Source organism: Thermomonas sp., from assembly GCF_035369645.1.
Classification (GTDB): domain Bacteria; phylum Pseudomonadota; class Gammaproteobacteria; order Xanthomonadales; family Xanthomonadaceae; genus Thermomonas.
Genome location: NZ_DAOOUM010000051.1, coordinates 1 through 16,175 on the forward strand (window position 1 = coordinate 1; position 16,175 = coordinate 16,175).

At 61.7% G+C, this 16,175-nt stretch carries 15 protein-coding genes; 13 read left to right on the forward strand and 2 right to left on the reverse strand.

From position 1 onward, the window contains the following. Positions 1-25 precede the first annotated feature (25 nt). Both PK789_RS09725 and PK789_RS09730 read right to left on the reverse strand, forming a co-directional pair. The gene (locus PK789_RS09725; RefSeq protein WP_324308559.1) at positions 26-1,354 is read right to left on the reverse strand and encodes an ABC transporter ATP-binding protein; all 1,329 of its coding nucleotides are present in this window, start codon (positions 1,352-1,354) and stop codon (positions 26-28) included. A 169-nt stretch (positions 1,355-1,523) separates the two neighbouring features. After that, positions 1,524-3,206 carry a hypothetical protein gene (locus PK789_RS09730; RefSeq protein WP_324308560.1) on the reverse strand — a complete coding sequence of 561 codons (1,683 nt, stop codon included), beginning with the start codon at positions 3,204-3,206 and terminating at the stop codon, positions 1,524-1,526. 644 nt (positions 3,207-3,850) lie between these two features. Between PK789_RS09730 and PK789_RS09735 the strand changes: the two genes are divergently transcribed. From PK789_RS09735 to PK789_RS09795, 13 genes are all read left to right on the forward strand, one after another. Continuing rightward, positions 3,851-4,651, forward strand: coding sequence for an ABC transporter permease (locus PK789_RS09735; RefSeq protein ID WP_324308561.1), 801 nt, complete (start codon positions 3,851-3,853; stop codon positions 4,649-4,651). Continuing rightward, the gene (locus PK789_RS09740) at positions 4,641-6,347 is read left to right on the forward strand and encodes a GspE/PulE family protein (RefSeq protein ID WP_324308562.1); all 1,707 of its coding nucleotides are present in this window, start codon (positions 4,641-4,643) and stop codon (positions 6,345-6,347) included. Before PK789_RS09735 ends, PK789_RS09740 begins: the two co-directional genes overlap by 11 nt. Positions 6,348-6,357: 10 nt before the next feature. Then, on the forward strand, positions 6,358-7,551 hold the full coding sequence (locus tag PK789_RS09745; RefSeq protein ID WP_324308563.1) for a type II secretion system F family protein: 1,194 nt from the start codon (positions 6,358-6,360) through the stop codon (positions 7,549-7,551). A 33-nt stretch (positions 7,552-7,584) separates the two neighbouring features. Beyond that, positions 7,585-8,055, forward strand: a complete 471-nt coding sequence (gene gspG / locus PK789_RS09750) for a type II secretion system major pseudopilin GspG (protein ID WP_324308564.1) — start codon at positions 7,585-7,587, stop codon at positions 8,053-8,055. Positions 8,056-8,064: 9 nt separating this feature from the next. Beyond that, positions 8,065-8,451 carry a pilus assembly FimT family protein gene (locus tag PK789_RS09755; RefSeq protein WP_324308565.1) on the forward strand — a complete coding sequence of 129 codons (387 nt, stop codon included), beginning with the start codon at positions 8,065-8,067 and terminating at the stop codon, positions 8,449-8,451. Continuing rightward, positions 8,448-8,870, forward strand: a complete 423-nt coding sequence (locus PK789_RS09760) for a PulJ/GspJ family protein (RefSeq protein ID WP_324308566.1) — start codon at positions 8,448-8,450, stop codon at positions 8,868-8,870. The genes PK789_RS09755 and PK789_RS09760 overlap by 4 nt, the downstream gene beginning before the upstream one ends. Further along, positions 8,870-9,496, forward strand: coding sequence for a PulJ/GspJ family protein (locus tag PK789_RS09765; RefSeq protein ID WP_324308567.1), 627 nt, complete (start codon positions 8,870-8,872; stop codon positions 9,494-9,496). Before PK789_RS09760 ends, PK789_RS09765 begins: the two co-directional genes overlap by 1 nt. Next, positions 9,493-10,560 (forward strand): type II secretion system protein GspK, encoded by a 1,068-nt coding sequence (locus PK789_RS09770; protein WP_324308568.1) that lies wholly within the window; start codon positions 9,493-9,495, stop codon positions 10,558-10,560. The genes PK789_RS09765 and PK789_RS09770 overlap by 4 nt, the downstream gene beginning before the upstream one ends. After that, positions 10,466-11,572 carry a hypothetical protein gene (locus PK789_RS09775; RefSeq protein ID WP_324308569.1) on the forward strand — a complete coding sequence of 369 codons (1,107 nt, stop codon included), beginning with the start codon at positions 10,466-10,468 and terminating at the stop codon, positions 11,570-11,572. The genes PK789_RS09770 and PK789_RS09775 overlap by 95 nt, the downstream gene beginning before the upstream one ends. Then, positions 11,569-12,180: a GspMb/PilO family protein gene (locus tag PK789_RS09780; RefSeq protein ID WP_324308570.1), complete on the forward strand. Its 612-nt coding sequence runs from the start codon at positions 11,569-11,571 to the stop codon at positions 12,178-12,180. Before PK789_RS09775 ends, PK789_RS09780 begins: the two co-directional genes overlap by 4 nt. A 19-nt stretch (positions 12,181-12,199) precedes the next feature. Further along, a complete protein-coding gene (locus PK789_RS09785; RefSeq protein WP_324308571.1) occupies positions 12,200-12,838 on the forward strand; it encodes a hypothetical protein in 639 nt (212 codons plus the stop codon). Beyond that, entirely contained in the window at positions 12,835-15,057 is a 2,223-nt protein-coding gene (locus tag PK789_RS09790; protein WP_324308572.1) for a secretin GspD/PilQ domain-containing protein, read from the forward strand. Before PK789_RS09785 ends, PK789_RS09790 begins: the two co-directional genes overlap by 4 nt. A 20-nt stretch (positions 15,058-15,077) precedes the next feature. Then, a partial coding sequence (locus PK789_RS09795) for a sulfotransferase family protein (protein WP_324308573.1) occupies positions 15,078-16,175 on the forward strand: 1,098 nt, incomplete at its 3' end.

A 16,175-nucleotide genomic window follows, 5' to 3' on the forward strand; every position in this document is an offset into this window, starting at 1 on the left:
GCCGATCAAAAATTGAATACGTGGCTCAGGCGCGGGCGGGGTCATGCGGGTCACCTGTCGCCAAAACCTGCACGTTGACCTCGGCCGGCAGCGGGAACAGCCCGTTGAAGTGTTCGATGGAGTTGTCGATCACCTCAAATGACAGGTCTGCTTCATGCCGGCACAGCACGCGCCGATGGTGTTGATGCAAATCCGGTGCCTGCACCAAGCGTGCGCGGATGCGGTAAATACCGTGCGCCAATTGCGCTTGAAAGCGGATGTGGATATTGACCTGGCGTTGCTGCGGCGCGCGGGTGGGCAAGCGGATGCGGCGGCCACTCAGGGGCACGCCGTGCTCGTCGAGGATGTCCACGATGCACGCGGCATCGGTCAGTGCGGGATCCAGCTCCAGCTCGGCGCAGACGGTAATGCTGTCACCATAACGCAGCGCCAAGTGGCTGCCACCTTCGGCAAATGCCAATGTACGCACGCCACCGTCGGCGCTGCGAAACCCCTCGGGCGTGCGTACCGGTGGTGGCAGGGTTTGTGCTTGTGCCTTGAGATGCACCCGATACAAATATTCTTCGATGACGTCCTGTGGGCTGCCCAGCATGGCCATCTGCCCCTGTTCCAGCAATAGCGCGTGCTGGCAGAACGTGCGCACCGCATTGAGGTCATGGCCCACAAACAGCAGACTGGTGCCGCGCGCCAAAATTTCTTGGATGCGGGTCATGGCCTTGGCTTGGAACGCGGCATCACCCACTGCCAAGGCTTCGTCCACGATCAGGATGTCGGGATCCACATGCACCTGCACCGAAAACGCCAGCCGCACCGCCATCCCCGAGCTATATGTTTTGACCGGCTGGTCGATGTAGTCACCGATATCGGCAAACGCGATGATGGCGCCCAGTAACGCGTCGATGCGGGCCGTGGCAAGCCCCAAAATTGCACCATTGATGTAGATATTTTCGCGCCCGGTCAGCTCCGGGTTGAAGCCCGAACCCAACTCCAGCAGCGCTGCCACCCGGCCATGCGTGTGCACTGTGCCGGAGGTCGCGGGCAGTACTCCGGCGATGATTTGCAGCAAGGTGCTTTTGCCACTGCCGTTCAGGCCGATGATGCCCATCGCCTGGCCACGGTGCAGGGTAAAGCTGATGCCATGCAGGGCTTCATGCACATGCAGGCGTTTTTGCGCGGCCTGCTGCAGGCGGCCCGCCAGTGCCGGTGCGATGGGGGCCAGGCTGCTGCCGCTGCGATGCAGGGCAGGGGCGATCAGCCGTTGCGCCGGTGAAGCCCAGATCCGAAAGGTTTTGCAGACATCGCGCACCACGATGACTGGGCGGGTATCGCCATCGCTGTGCTGCACATCGTCCATTGGCGGATTGCTGTCTTGATGAACCAAAGTGATGGCGGCCGCAGTCTGAATCCAGTCGGCATTGTAGCGGCTGTGGCGGGCACTGCTGGAAACCTAAATTGTGCGCAAAAAAACGGGCGGCCCGAAGGCCGCCCGTCTTGTACTACTACCGGTAAAGCACGGTACCCGATTACAGACCCGGGTTGCCGTCCGGCGTGGTCTGGCCGCCGCTCGGGCCGCCATCCGGAGCCTGACCGCCGTTCGGGCCGCCCGGCGTGCCGGTGGAGCCACCGTTACCGTGGAAGTCCGGGGTCCACTCTTGGTTGAAGTCGGACGGACGCTGACCCGGCTGCACGGAGAAGTTGCCTTCTTCGTAGTCACGCAGGTACTGCTCGCCACGGGTGTCGCTGTCGGTGACGTTGGTCAACACGTTCGGCAGCGAGCTGTTCACCAGGCTGGACGCAACCAGACCCGGGAACTCAGCGGTGACAACCGCACGCCACTTACCGGCGCTCGGAACACCCCAAGCGCCGATCGCGCCGTTGGTGCCCGCTTCCAGATCAGAGGAGTTCAACTGCACCGAGGCACCGGCCGGCACCCACACGCGCACTTGCGATGCACCGTGCATACCGTTGTTGTCGATACCTTCCAGCGAGACGTAACCGTCGGTGGCGCTACGGTTGGTCAGGCGGATGAAGCTACGCTGGGTGGTGTTGCTGCCCGGGTTGATGGTGAAGATTTCCATCGTGGAGCCGTTGTAACGCAGCGGCAGCACGTCGCACACCTTGTTGGCATGGTCGTCGTTGAACGGCGGGGTGGCGATTGCACCGGCGCGGGTGAACGTGGTGTTGACGTGGTTCGGATGGTCGTCGATCACGCGGTTGGTGTTCTGGAACGCACACACGCGCAGACGGTTGGTGAACACGCCGGTGGCCATGTTCAGGCCGGCATTGGCGGCAGTGTAGGTGAAGCTGACCTGGTTGCCGGACACGGTACCGCCGGTGCCACCATTGGTCAGGGTGACCAGGGTGCCATTGGTGCAGTCGGTGCCGCCGTACATCAGATAGACGCGGTCATTGATACCGGCATCGTCAAAGGCGTTCCAGTCATCGCCACCGTTGCCGGTGATGGTGGTGTTGAAGGTGTCCGAACCCATGAACACAAAGTTGCCGGCACCGGTGTTGTTGATGGTGACGTCACCCAGGTTGATGACCTGCGAGTTGTAGTCCGCCGGAGCCTGCACGTTGCCGCCCAAGCTGTTGTCATTGGCCGAGCCCAGCTTGCCGTCGAAGCTGAACAGGGTCTTCGGCAGCTGATCTTCAGTATAGTCGTCCGCCACGTCGATGTACTTGTCCACTTCCGAACGGGTGGAGTCGGCACACGCGGTGACGCCGCTGACGCGCTTCAGAATCTGACGGCTGACGGTGGAACCCTGGTAACGGCTGTCGTTGGTGGCGTTGACCATCCAGAATTCAGCGTCCACCTTGTCGGTACCGCCGCCGGCAGCACCGATGGCGAATTCGTTCAAGCTGGTCAGCTTGGCATTCCGCCAACGCAGCAGGATGCCGGCGCTGGGGTTCAGGGTGTTGCCTGCCGGCGGGATGATGCGGAACGAAGCGGTGCGGTTGCCGTCGTAGAAGGCATCGAACTGCACGGTCCAGCCAGCGCCAGCCAGCGAGGGCTCAAGGATCATTTCAGGAGCGGTCGGAGCGATACCGGCGAACAGTGCGCCGTCGGTGGTGTCCGAGCAGCTGGTGTCGGGCTGCGGGTAGGGCAGGCCGGACGGCACGCAGTTGTTGCGGTTCAACTTCACGCGAACGGTGAAGCCGGTGGACACCTGCACCGCGTTATCCGGCGGGTTGATGTCGAACACCAAATCTTCAGTCATGGTGTAGTTGAAGTTGGGTGCCAGCAACAGCTGGTAAGCCACGTTTTCAGCAGCGGCCAGGTCGGCGGCATTGGCCGGGCTGGACTGCGGATCAACGTTCGGGGCAGCCTGGTTCAAGGTGCCATAGGTGTAGGCCGCAGCGGCGCCGGCCAAGCCCAGACCGGCCACGAGGGCAACGGCGAGGACGTTCTTCTTCATGCTAGACATGTCTAACTAACTCCTGTCAGTTGATAAAACGGATGATTGCAACTTGCTCCGGCTGCACGGCCCACGCCCGGTACCAGGAGGCTGTGCCCTTGGCATCCGGTTTCTTCTAGGCTTGCTGAATTCTGGTGAATCTTTTTGACGAAATTGCCCCGGCAATGACCAGACGCAAATCCCCCCTGCTCCCCTAGTTGATCAAGTTGCAGTGCGGACGCTAACCCAATGTTCAGGGTGCGTCAACTCCCGCAGCTAGGGGGGGTAGGGTAAATGCATTCCTGAATGCGATACCCGTTAGACTTTGTGACCTAGGTCAATCGCCGGGTGGCGCATCAAGGCAAGCCCGGTTCGGCATCTATCGCGGCATCCCTCTGTAAGCTATTGCGACTGTGCGCCGATTGCGCGGCGTTTGCCTTGGAGTGTTGATCTTGCCCACTGCGTTTGTGCACCCGTGGCAGTACGCCGGGTTGATTCGGATTTTGACCTGGCGCGATATCAGTGGCCGTTACCGTGGCTCGCTGTTGGGCGGGCTGTGGGCGTTGTTGACGCCGCTGCTGATGCTGGCGGTGTTTACCTTTGTGTTTGGGGTGGTAGCCCCCACCCGCTGGCCGGGTGCGGAAGCGCAGGGCATGGGCATGTTTGCACTGCGGCTGCTGGCCGGGATGCTGGTACACGGCCTGCTGGCGGAGTTGCTGCAACGCGCGCCAAGCTTGGTAACCGCGCAGCCCAACTATGTCACCAAAGTGGTATTCCCTTTGGAAACATTGGCTTGGGTGGCATTGTTGACGGCCATGTTTCATATGGTGATGGGGGTGCTGGTGCTGGTGGTGCTCAATGCCGTGCTGGGCACGGGCTTGTCACCCACGCTACTGGCGCTGCCGCTGATCTTGTTGCCGTTTGCACTGTTGCTGCTGGGGCTGTGTTGGTTGCTGGCGGCGTTGGGGGTGTATCTGCGCGATTTGAACCAATTGGTGGGCCCGTTGGTCATGGTGTGCATGTTTTTGGGGCCGGTGTTTTATCCACGCCAAGCCATGCCCGCATTGGCGCAGCCGTGGCTGGCGTTGAACCCGATTACCATCCCGGTGGAGCAAATTCGGCGTGTGCTGTTTGACAGTCAGTGGCCAGACGGGTGGGTTCTGGCACAGTATTCTGTGGTGTCCGTGGCCGTGTACCTGTTTGGCTTGTGGGCGTTTACCCGGTTCAAGAAAGGATTCGCCGATGTCCTCTGATGTTGCACTGCGCGCCGCGCCGCGCGACCGCCTGTTGGGCGAGTTGCTGCTGGAAGCCAACCTGTTGGGCGAGGCCGACCTTGAGCGCGGGCTGGCCCTGCAAGAAAAAATCGGTGGCCGTATTGGCAGCGTGCTGATGCGCATTGGGGCGGTCAGCGAAGACAACCTGCTGCAAGTGCTGGGCCGGCAATTGGGCTTGCCGCTGATGGGGGCCGAGCTGCCGCTGCCCGACGAAGACATGTTGCGGCTGACCGCCGGACAGGCGGCCACCGGCATCGACTGGTTGCTGGATCAGCAAGTGCTGGTGTGGCCGGGCGAAGGCAATGATTTGCTGTGCGCCGCGCGCGACCCGCTGCTGCCGGCCTTGCGTGAGGCCATGCAGCATGCCTATCCGGGGCGCAAGGTGCATTGGTGTCTGTGCCGCGCACAAGATTTGGAACGGATGCTGGATGGCTTGGCGCACAGCGCGCGCGCCGATGATTTTTTTGGCGGTGGCGATGAGCAGCAATTGCGTGCGATGGCCGAAGAAGCGCCGGTGGTGGAGCTGGTCAGCAATCTGATGGCGCAGGCGGTGGAGCAGCGCGCGTCGGACATTCACTTAGAGCCGGAAGAACGCACCTTCAGCGTGCGCTTTCGTATCGACGGCGTGCTGCATAGCCGGCTGAGCCTGCCGCGTGACCGTTTCGATGCGGTGGCGTCGCGCTTGAAGTTGATCTCCGGCATGGATATTGCCGAGCGCCGCCTGCCGCAGGACGGACGTATGTCCACCCGCGTGGGTGGGCAAGAAATGGACATCCGTGTGTCGGCTTTGCCGGGGGTGCATGGCGAATCCATCGTGATGCGCCTGTTGCCCAAGGAGCGCAAGGAATTGGGGTTGGAACGGCTGGGCTTTGAGGCCGATCACCTGGCCATGATGAAAGCGTGGACGGCCGAAGCCAATGGCATCGTGCTGGTCACCGGCCCCACCGGCTCGGGCAAATCCACCACCTTGTATGCGGCGCTGGCGGCGGCCAATGACGGGCTGAAAAAAATCATCACGGTGGAAGACCCGGTGGAGTTTCAGCTACCGGCCATCACCCAGATTCAGGCGCATCCAGAGATTGGGCTGACCTTCGCCAATGCGTTGCGCTCGATTTTACGGCAAGACCCCGACGTGATCATGATCGGCGAAATCCGCGACCTGGAAACCGCCGAGATCGCCGTGCAAGCCGCACTGACCGGGCATCTGGTGCTGAGCACCTTGCACACCAACGACGCCATCAGCGCGTTCACGCGCTTGGTGGACATGGGCGTGGAGCCGTTCTTGGTAGCTACCCCCGTGCGCGCGGTGCAGGCGCAGCGCTTGGTGCGCAGGCTATGCCCGCAGTGCGCGCGCCCGCACCCGGTGCCGGCTGAGATTGAAACCGAGGCGCGGGTGTTTGCCGAGCGCGTGCTGCCCGGCGTGGCCCCGCGCTGGATGAGTGCGGTGGGTTGCAACCAGTGCATGCACACGGGCTATCGCGGGCGTTTGGGTATTTACGAATTGGTGCCAGTGAGTGAGCCGATGCAGCACTTGATCGTGAGCGGCGCATCGGTCAATGAGATGAAAAAATTGGCACGGGACGAGGGTTGCCGCTTCCTGCGCGACGATGGTCTGCTCAAAGCATGGCAAGGCCTCACTACGGTGGAGGAAGTGCTGCGTGTTGCCGGCACGTAAGCGCTAACCCATGCCTAGATTTCACTATCAAGTATTGAATGCCCAAGGTGTCAGCCTGGAAGGCATGTTGCGTGCCGATAGCGAGCGCGACGCGGCGCGACAATTGGAGCGGCGCGGGTTGTCGGTGGTCGAAATTCGCTCGGGCGAATCTGGCGGGCGCGTGCAGCGAGGCCGCTTGCGGCATGCCGATGTGATTTTGTCCCTGCAAGAATTGGCCACCATGCTGACCTCCGGGGTCAGCATTGCCGATGCGGTGGGCAGCCAGGCGCTGGGTGCGCACCATCCGCGCATCGTGGCTGCCTACGCCAGCATGTCGCGCGATTTACAGCGCGGGCAGGCGTTTTCCGCCACTTTGGCCAAGTGCGGGTTGCCACTGCCAGAATATGTGATCCAGCTGGCGCGCGCCGGCGAGTTGACCGGTGAATTGGGGCGCGCCCTGCGCGATGCGTCCACCCAGTTGGAATACGAGCAGCAATTGCGCAACGAAATGCGCAATGCGCTGATCTACCCGGCGGTGCTGGTGCTGGCCGGGGTGGCGGCGGTGGCCATCATGTTTATTTTTGTGGTGCCCAAATTTGCGTCCTTGCTGCAACACGCCAAGGACTTGCCGCTGCTGGCGTGGCTGGTGTTGCACGCCGGCACCTGGACGCGGGCCAACTTTGGGCTGTTGTTGGTGCTGCTGGTGCTGGCCGGTGCCGGTGCCACCTGGGCGTTGCGCAAGCCGGAGTTGCGTGCAGCGGCGATGGACAAGCTGTCACGCTGGCCGGTGGTGGGGCCGTGGTTGGTGGAAGCCGACACCGCGCGCTGGGCCAAGGTGCTGGGGGCGCTGCTGGGCAATAAAGTGCCACTGATGCGGGCCTTGGAATTGGCGCAGGCGGGGTTGCAGTTGCCGCAGCGGCGTGCGCGCATGGGTGAGGTGGCGCGTGCGGTGCGCGGCGGGGCATCCTTGGCCGATGCGCTGGAAGACCACGACGCGCTGACCGCAACGGGCTACAACTTGGTGCGGGTGGGCGAGCGTTCCGGCAAATTGGCAGCCATGCTGGATTCATTGGCCAAGCTGTATGAAGAAGCGGGCCGCAACCGCATGAAGCGCGTATTGATCTTGCTGGAACCGATTGCCATTCTGGTCATCGGCAGTGTGATTGGCACGATTATTTTGGGCGTGATTCTGGCCATCACCAGTGCCAATGATTTGGCTGTTTAACGGTCGCCAGACAACATCAAGACAGGACTTTCGATGCAACAGCGCAACTTCCCATTCTTACCTAGGCAAGCCGGCTTCACCTTGCTGGAAATGATCGTGGTGCTGGTCATCATCGGCCTGATCATGGGCTTGGTGGGGCCGCGCCTGTTTGGGCAGGCCGACAAAGCCAAGGTGCAGACCGCCAATACCCAAGTGAAAATGTTGCGTGGTGCATTACAGACCATGCGCCTGGATATCAGCCGCTGGCCCACTGAACAAGAAGGCTTGCAGCTACTAACCACCAAACCGGCCAATGCCGATGCTGCGCGCGGCTGGGCCGGCCCGTATCTGGACGAAGCGGTGCCGATGGATCCGTGGGGCAAGCCGTATCAGTATTCACCGCAGCCCAGCGGCAATAACCCGTTCACGCTGTATTCGTTTGGCGCGGATGGCAAGCCCGGCGGCGAAGGGCAGGATGCCGATCTTGGCTACACGCCCGGGCAGACTGCGACCAACCCACAATAATCGCGCGCCATGCGTCAGGCCGGTTTTACCTTGCTGGAAATGATCGTGGTGCTGGCTCTGTTGGGGTTGGTCACGGCGATGGTGGTGCCGTCGATGTTGCGCGGGATCGACAGTTGGCGACGGCAGGCGGCGATGGATGGCTTGCTCGATCAAATCCGCGCCTTGCCGGGGGTGGCGCGTGCCAGTGGCAAGACCGTGGTGATCGACGATAAAACGCTGGCATCGACAGCAGCGCCTTTGCAGATTGAAGCCGGCTGGACATTGGCAGCGCCGGTGCCGATGACGGTGGCCGGTAGTGGCGTGTGCAGCGGCGGGGAAGTAACGGTGGGCAATGCCTACGGGACGCGCAGTATCAAAATCGCCGCGCCGTTCTGTGACCCGGTGGTGGTGCCGTGATCCGCCGCACACAGGCGGGCTTCACCTTGTTGGAGGCCATCGTGGCGTTGGTGGTGTTCACCATGGGTGCGTTGGCCCTGTATGGCTGGCTGTCCACCAATATCATCACCTTGGACCGAATTCGGGCGCGGCAGCAAATGGAGCTGACCATGCACTCGGCATTGGATCTGGTGCGCCGCACCAACCCCATGGAAACCCCGGATGGGCAGCGCGAGGTGGGGAACTTGCGGGTGAGCTGGTCCAGCGTGTTGCTAGAGCCTGCCAAACCCAATGTGGTGCAGTCCGGGCGGCCCGGGATTTTTGTGGTGGGGCTGTATCAGGTCAGTGTGCGGGTGTCGCGCAATGGGCAGATCTTGCAGACTTTCGGCGTGCGTCAGGTCGGATGGAAGCAAGTGATGGCAACGCCGGTGGACATGTGATGCGGGCATCGTCATTGCAACGTGGCGGCATCCGTAGCGTCGCCCATGGCTTCACCTTGATGGAGATGCTGGTGACGCTGGTGCTGATTGCATTCGCCACCATGTTGATGTTTCAAATGCTGGGCAGCTACCGCGTTGCGCGTGAGCGCGTGCAGGCGCAGGCGGGGTTGATCGACCGGCAAACCCTGTTTCAGGCATGGTTTCGGGATAGCGTGCATGGCTTGTACGCGGCCCCCAATTTGCATATGGAAGGCAGTGCCGAGCAATTTTCCGGCACCACGCTGAATCCCCTGTATGCCTTGGAGGGCACTCCCACCACGTTTGCGTGGCAGCTACACAAGGCCGCCGATGGTGGTACCGAGGTGGCGTATGTCGAAGCCAATCAGGAACGCTGGCGTTTGCGTCTGCAAGGTGCCAGTGGTGCGCATTTCATTTATGTGGATGCCGCATCCAAACAAACCGATCGCTGGCCGCCACAATTTGGCCTGATCAACCCCGAAGGTTTACCGGCACTGGTGGGGCTGGTGCGTGACGGGGCAGACGATGGGGTGTCGCAGTTGGCTGCGGTGTTGGGCCCGCTGGAGCCACCCAAGCGGTTGTACGGCAACGAGCAGACCATGGAATGACGCAGTCCCGCCACCAATCTGGATTTGTGCTGGTGCTGGTGTTGGCCATGCTGGTGGTACTGGGCCTGCTGGCTGGTTCCATCGCGGCGGTGACCTCGCGCTTGTTGGAGCAGTCGCAGCAGCGTGCGCAGGCGATGCAAGATGCCCTGGACATGGACAGCACCCGCGCCACGGTGTTGTATCTGCTCAGCACCCAGCGCATGACCTTGGGCGGGCTGACCGTGGACAATATGGTGTCCGGGGGCGAGGACGGTGTGCGTCCGGCGGTTAGTGATGCCGATTTGGAGTCATGGCTGCCGATTGGCAATGAAGTGGCGTTGGACGGTCGCGCCAACCAAGGCTTGGGCGGCGCACGTTTTGCCCTGCAAGACGATTACGGCCTGTTTGGGGTGAACTGGAACCCCCCCGACAAGCTGGAAAAACTATTGGCGCAGGGGGGGCAGCCACGGCCAGTGTCGGCGGGCGCGCTGTTCAACCGGTTGATGGACTACCAAGACCGCGACGATCTGTACCGGCTCAATAGTATGGAAGCGGAAGGCTACCGTGCTGCCGGCATGGCCCCGCCCACCAATTTGCCGGTGGCCACGCCGATGGAGTTGATGCGGGTCATCGGTTGGCAGCAAGCGCTGTCCTATCTCAGCCCGGCCCAGATCAGTGCCACATTGACGGTGGAACCTGCCTCCATCGTCAATGTGAATACGGCCCCAGCTGCAGTATTGTTGACCGTGGACGGCATGGATGCAGAGAAAGCCGCGCGCACGATTGCGTTCCGGAAAGTTCAACCGTTCCTGAGTGCGTTGGCGTTTTCCGAGTTTCTGGGGCTGGAAAAGTCGATGGAAGCCCCGGTGGCCGTGTATCCTGCCGCGTCCGGCACATTGAAGCTGTGGCCTTCGCATGGAGGGCAGGTGACATTGATGCATTGGTCGATGACCCCGATTGAGGACAAGGGTCACCCTTGGCGCGAGGACTATGAGCTCATCCAATCCCAAGCCCCAGCAACGGACGCCGTTGCTGAACCGGTTCGCTCGCGGCTTTTCCGCAAGCCGGTGGCTGCGCGGCAGTAACGGGCTGCGGCAGCTGAGCGAAGGCGGCAACGGCCAGGAATGGCTGCTGGCGCGGCATCTGTGTGCCTATACGGTGCTGGAAGGTGCCGCGGTGCCCGCGCGTAAGCGCAAGGGCTTCGTGGACATGGCATTGGCGCGCTGGTCGCCGTTTGCCGATACCCAATCCCATGTGGAGTGGGTGGGCGATCGGGCGATGGTCTGGGCATGGTCACGGGCGCGGGTGCTGGCCGGTCCTGATGCGATTGACCTGCCATCACCGCGACGGATGCTGCCGGAGTCGTTGTTTCGGGATGCCCCGCAGGTCAGCGGTGAGCAGTTGGTGCAGCTGGACGAAGGCTTGGAAGGGCGGGTCTGGCGCGAACACGTGCTGGTGGCGTCACGCTGGTGGAGTGCTGCACCGGATCTGCACGACTGGAACGAGTTTCGGCGCGGCGCAGGCTTGTCGCCGGCCAGCGCTGTGCCTGACATCCTCGCCGCCAACTTGCAGCCGCAACCGTGGGTGGCGTCGGGCAGCCCTGACATTCGCGAGGCGTTTGGTCACTATCGCGGCTATCTGACCTTGGCGGCAGCGGGGGTTGCCACGGCGGTGCTGATGGCGCTGCTGGTTGGCGTGTTGGCGCTGAAAATTTCGATCTGGCAGGTGGATCGACAAATCGCTGAACAAGAACAGGCGCTGGATAAAATCATCACTGCGCGCGACAGCGCGCTGCAAGCACGTGCAGCGATCGATGCGCGCCTGTCGCTGCGGCCGCCGGCCGGGCAAGTGGAGTTGCTGGGGGTGGTGTCCGGCTTGATGCGCGGGCAATGGCAATTGCTGGAATGGAAATTGCCCGATGCGCGCACATTGGAAGTGACCGCCCGCATGACCAACCCGGATCCACGCGCCATCGTGAGTGCATGGGAAGCCTCGAAGCGGTTTACCGATGTCACCGCCGAATTGGGTAAACAGCCCAATAGTGTGGTGATCAAGGCGCATATCCAGCGCGCATCCAGCCGGGGGCCACAGCCATGAGCAGCCTGACAATGGCATCGCGTTTGCGCGGGATGCGTGAAGAGTGGCGCGGTAATGCACGCCTACGATTGGGCGTGATGGTGGCGGCAGCGGTGGCATTTTTGTATGTGTGCCTGGTGTTGATGGACTGGCGCAATGATTTGCACGCGCAGTATCAGCAGCGCACCTTGCAGCTTTACAAGATGGGCGCGCTGGCTGGGCAGGAGCATTGGCTGGGACGGGCGCAGAACGCCAAAGCCGCCGAAAAAGCATTGCAGGCGGAGATTCCCTACGCGGCCACGATTGGGCTAGCGCAGGCAGAGGCGCAAACCATGGTGCGCCAACTGATGACGGCATTCGGCAATAAATTGACCAGCGAAGCACGGCCGCCTGCGCAGGTAACTGGGCAGCCCGGCGTGTGGAAGGTGCCGGTGACTCTGCGTGGCGTGTTGAGCCAGCCGCAAATGCTGGAAATTTTGCGGCGGCTGGAGGATTCGGATCGGCTGGTCACGGTGGAAGAGTTTTCATTCACCTTTGTGCAGGGGCTGCCCAATATGTCGTTGACGCTGGCGGCGTATTACCGGGTGGGCACTGGCAAGCCGCAGGGAGCGAACGATGGCGCTGGTTGAACTTTTGCAGCGCAGGCGAATGACCGCCACCGTCGTGGCCGGCGCACTGCTGGGCAGCTTGGTGGGTTTGTTCTTGCCCATTCGTGCGGCCGATCCACCCAAGGCCGATGAGGCCACGTGGTCGCTGCCCAATGCGCAAGCACTCAAGCGCTTCAGTGACAACACCTATCAAGCGGTGCGCAGTGCCAAGTTCTGGGGCGATTTGCAGATGCCCGGCCAGCGCGGCAATGAGAAAAAAGCGACGGCGTGGGTGTTGACCAGCATCGTGACGCGTCCGTTGGTGCAGGTGTCGATCAGCGAACAAAGCAAGCAAGGCCAACCGGTGCAGACATGGGTGCGGATTGGCGGCAAGTTTCCGGATGGTGCGGTGCTGGACGCGGTGACCCGTGACCGCATTTGGTTTACCAAGGATGCGTGCAAGCACGTGCGGTCGCTCTACCAAAACCCGTTGCACCCCGATCCCGAGGGCTGCATCGGTGCGGATGGCAAACCGCTGGCACCGGCGGAGACCACCGCCAAGCCGGGGAGGCCAGATCCCGGCAAGCCCACCCCCGATAAGCCGACACCTAGCGGTACTCCACCCATGGTGCCAGCCCCTGGCACGACGTCACCCGCATCACCCTCTTCACGCAATCTTGTAGGCAAGCAACCGGCATGAATACTTTTCGTCCCCTTCTCGCGGCTACCGGTATTGCGCTATTGGCCGGCGCGTGCACGACACCCCGCCTAGTGCTGCCCGAACCCCTGCCCACGGCGACGCGTACCCAGCAGGAGGCTGCAACCTTGCTGGAGCAAACCAATGCACAGCCCATCCGACAGGGGCTGACCGTAGGTGACACCCCAGCCATTCCCGATAGCGGTGCGGCCAGTGTTTCTGGGTTGCAAGGTGAACCGATGCCGCCGCTGAAAGGTGGCGCGGTCAACGTGAATATCGAAGGCATGCCCGTGCCTGCTTTCATCAACGAATTTTTTGGACAAATTCTGGGCGCAGGCTTCCAGATGGATCTGCAAGTGTCGAAGATGAATGACCTGGTGACCCTGCGCACCGCAGGCCCGCAATCACCGAAGGAGTTTTACCGGTTGGCGGTGCAAGTGCTACGCAACTATGGGGTTGCAACGGATTACAGTTCCGGCACGGTGTTCTTCAGCCGTGCGCGGGAGGGTGCCGGCGTGGTGCCGCCGCTGGTGGTCAGTGGCCGTGCGCTGCCGGCGGTGCCGATCAGTCACCGTCCGGTATTTCAACTGGTGGAATTGCAGTCGGTGCGCGTCAATGACGTGACCAATCTGTTGAACGTGGCCTTCAAGTCATCCGATGCCTTGAATATCCAGCCCGATAGCAACCGCAATGCGGTCTTGCTGATGGGTCGGCCGGAATTGGTGCGGCAGGCGCTGGAGGCGATCAAGGTATTTGATCAGCCTTACATGCGCGGACGTGCCAGCGCACGCTTGGAGCCGGCGTTTGTGTCGGCGGATGAGCTATCCAAACGGCTGGTGGATGTGCTGAGTGCCGAAGGCTATGGTGCTTCGGTGTTCGCAGGTGGTGCCAGCGCGGGGGCGGCCATTTTGGTGCTGCCGGTCAACGCCGCCAACACCGTGCTGGTGTTTTCATCCGATCGCAAAGTCTTGCAGCACGCCATCGACTGGGCACGCAGTATCGACAAGCCCAATCCCACTGCCGGCACCGATGGCCTGTTCTATTACATGGTCAAAAATACCCGCGCCTCGGAATTGGCCAAAACCATCACCGGGATTCGCAATAATTCCGGCAGCAATACGGGCAGTGGCCGCGACGCCATTGATAGCAGCAAAGTTGGGCAGACTGCTACGCCTGCGGTCACCACTACGGCCAGCGCTGCGGCTGGTGCCATGTCTGGTGGTGATCTCACCGGCGGTAAATTGACCTTGGATGAGCCGCGCAATGCGCTGATTTTCCAGGGCAGCGGCACCGATTGGGGCCGCTTGTTGCCGTTGATCCAGCAAATGGACAAAGCACCACGGCAGGTGATGATTGAAGTCACCGTGGCCGAAGTCACCTTGACCGATGATCAGCAATTTGGTGTGGCGTGGATGGCGCGCAATGCCGATCTTGGTAAGTTCAACGGCAATATCAGTTCCGGCAAACTGGCGGCAGCCGGTGGTGGTGCTGGTTTGAGTTATCTCTTGGATATTGGTGGGCAAACCCGCGCCACCTTGACCGCACTGGCTAGTAAGAACCGCATCACCGTGCTGTCCACGCCGCGCTTGATGGTCAAAAGTGGTGAAGATGCCAGTATCGATGTCGGCACTGAGGTGCCCACCATCAGTGCACAGGCCACTTCGGGCATCCAGACCGGCGGCAATACCGGCATCATCCAAAGTATTCAGTACCGCAAGACCGGTATTTTGCTCAACATCAAACCAGTGGTGTATTCGGATGATCGGGTAGATATTGAATTGCGCCAAGAAGTCAGCGAGGCGCTGCCAATTGGTGCCGATTCATCGGTCAATTCCCCGGCCATCTTCAATCGCTCGGTTTCGACCAGCCTGAATTTGCGCGATGGCAGCGCGATTTTGATCGGCGGCTTGATGTCGCAACGTCGCACGGCCGGTGACAGTGGTGTGCCCTTCCTCAAGGACGTGCCGCTACTGGGCAATTTGTTCAAGTCACAGACGCATGGTAATAACCGCACCGAGATGGTGCTGATGATCGTGCCCTACATTCTTGAAACCGACACCCAGGCAGAAGAGTTGACACGGTCGTTGAGTCAGCGTTTTGAGCTGCTCGACTTAGCGCCCGCGACGGGCAATCCCAAGTCATTGCCGGCAGCACCGAAGGCCCCAGTGCCAAGCCCGTTGCCGGTGACACCGGCGTCGATGCCCGCAGTGAAGCCGCACTGAGTCTATCCAGCGTAGGCAACATGGCGAAGGTAAAAACCAAGGCAAACGCAGCAACGCCAACAACGCCGCCAGCGGTGGCGTTGCTGGTGCTAGGCATGCACCGCAGCGGCACCTCGGCGCTGACGCGGGTACTCAATTTGCATGGGGTGGCCTTGGGTGAAGACCTGATGCCGGCCGGCCCGGATAACCCGGCAGGGTTTTGGGAACATGCGGGTGTGGTGGCCATCCACGAGCGTCTCTTGGCGGCACTGGAGCGGAGCTGGGATGACCCGCGCCCATTGCCCGATGGCTGGCTGGCGTCGGCCGCCGCGCAAACGGCACAGAAGGCTTTGCTGGCCTTGGTGCAACGGGATTTTGCCGGGGTACCACTCTGGGCGATCAAAGATCCGCGCTTGTGTCGGCTGCTGCCCTTGTGGCGGCGCGTACTGGCGCAGTGCGGGGTGGCGCCGCGCATTGTGTTGGTGTCGCGCTCGCCGCAGGAAGTGGTGCATTCACTGGCGCGGCGCGATGCACTGCCACCGGCGATTGGTGAGTTATTGTGGGCGCGCTACTTGTTGGAGTCGGTGCAAGCCAGCACTGGCTGCCAACGCACCTTGCTGCGTTACGACGCATTGTTGGCCGATTGGCGCGGGCAGATGCAACAAGTGGCGCAAGCGCTTGGCATCGAACTGCAAGCAAGTGCCGCGCAAGCTGCGCAAATCGACGCCTTCCTCGACCCACAACTGCGCCATCATCAGTCCGACGATCGTGCAGAAAGTGATGCAGTGGCGGGCTTGCTGCCATTACTGACAACGCTTCCCGATGTTGCTGTGGCTGCACGCATCGAGCAGACATTTACAACACGGATGCAGCCGGCCGCCGCGCTCGTGGATGCCTATGCCGGCTTGCTTGCCAGCACTAGGGCCAACCTGCAGCACTTGCAGCAAGACGCTGACGCGATGCGCGGGCAGTTGGATACGCAAGGGCAATGGGGACGCAAGCTGGATGAGGCATTGCATGCCCTGCAACAGCGCCACGGCGAATTGACCGCCGAACACGCGCAGGCGGTGGCGTGGGCGCAAGGGCTGCAAGCCGAGTTGGATGCGTTGCAGGAGAGTTATCGCAAGGCCGAAGCTGAC

Coding starts and splice junctions, on each gene's coding strand:
- PK789_RS09745 (WP_324308563.1), top strand. CDS start 6,358: ATGCCTAGATTTCACTATCAAGTATTGAATGCCCAAGGTGTCAGCCTG.
- PK789_RS09755 (WP_324308565.1), top strand. CDS start 8,065: ATGCGTCAGGCCGGTTTTACCTTGCTGGAAATGATCGTGGTGCTGGCT.
- PK789_RS09765 (WP_324308567.1), top strand. CDS start 8,870: ATGCGGGCATCGTCATTGCAACGTGGCGGCATCCGTAGCGTCGCCCAT.
- PK789_RS09780 (WP_324308570.1), top strand. CDS start 11,569: ATGAGCAGCCTGACAATGGCATCGCGTTTGCGCGGGATGCGTGAAGAG.
- PK789_RS09785 (WP_324308571.1), top strand. CDS start 12,200: ATGACCGCCACCGTCGTGGCCGGCGCACTGCTGGGCAGCTTGGTGGGT.
- PK789_RS09770 (WP_324308568.1), top strand. CDS start 9,493: ATGACGCAGTCCCGCCACCAATCTGGATTTGTGCTGGTGCTGGTGTTG.
- PK789_RS09775 (WP_324308569.1), top strand. CDS start 10,466: ATGAGCTCATCCAATCCCAAGCCCCAGCAACGGACGCCGTTGCTGAAC.
- PK789_RS09725 (WP_324308559.1), bottom strand. CDS start 1,354: ATGGACGATGTGCAGCACAGCGATGGCGATACCCGCCCAGTCATCGTG.
- PK789_RS09740 (WP_324308562.1), top strand. CDS start 4,641: ATGTCCTCTGATGTTGCACTGCGCGCCGCGCCGCGCGACCGCCTGTTG.
- PK789_RS09790 (WP_324308572.1), top strand. CDS start 12,835: ATGAATACTTTTCGTCCCCTTCTCGCGGCTACCGGTATTGCGCTATTG.
- gspG (WP_324308564.1), top strand. CDS start 7,585: ATGCAACAGCGCAACTTCCCATTCTTACCTAGGCAAGCCGGCTTCACC.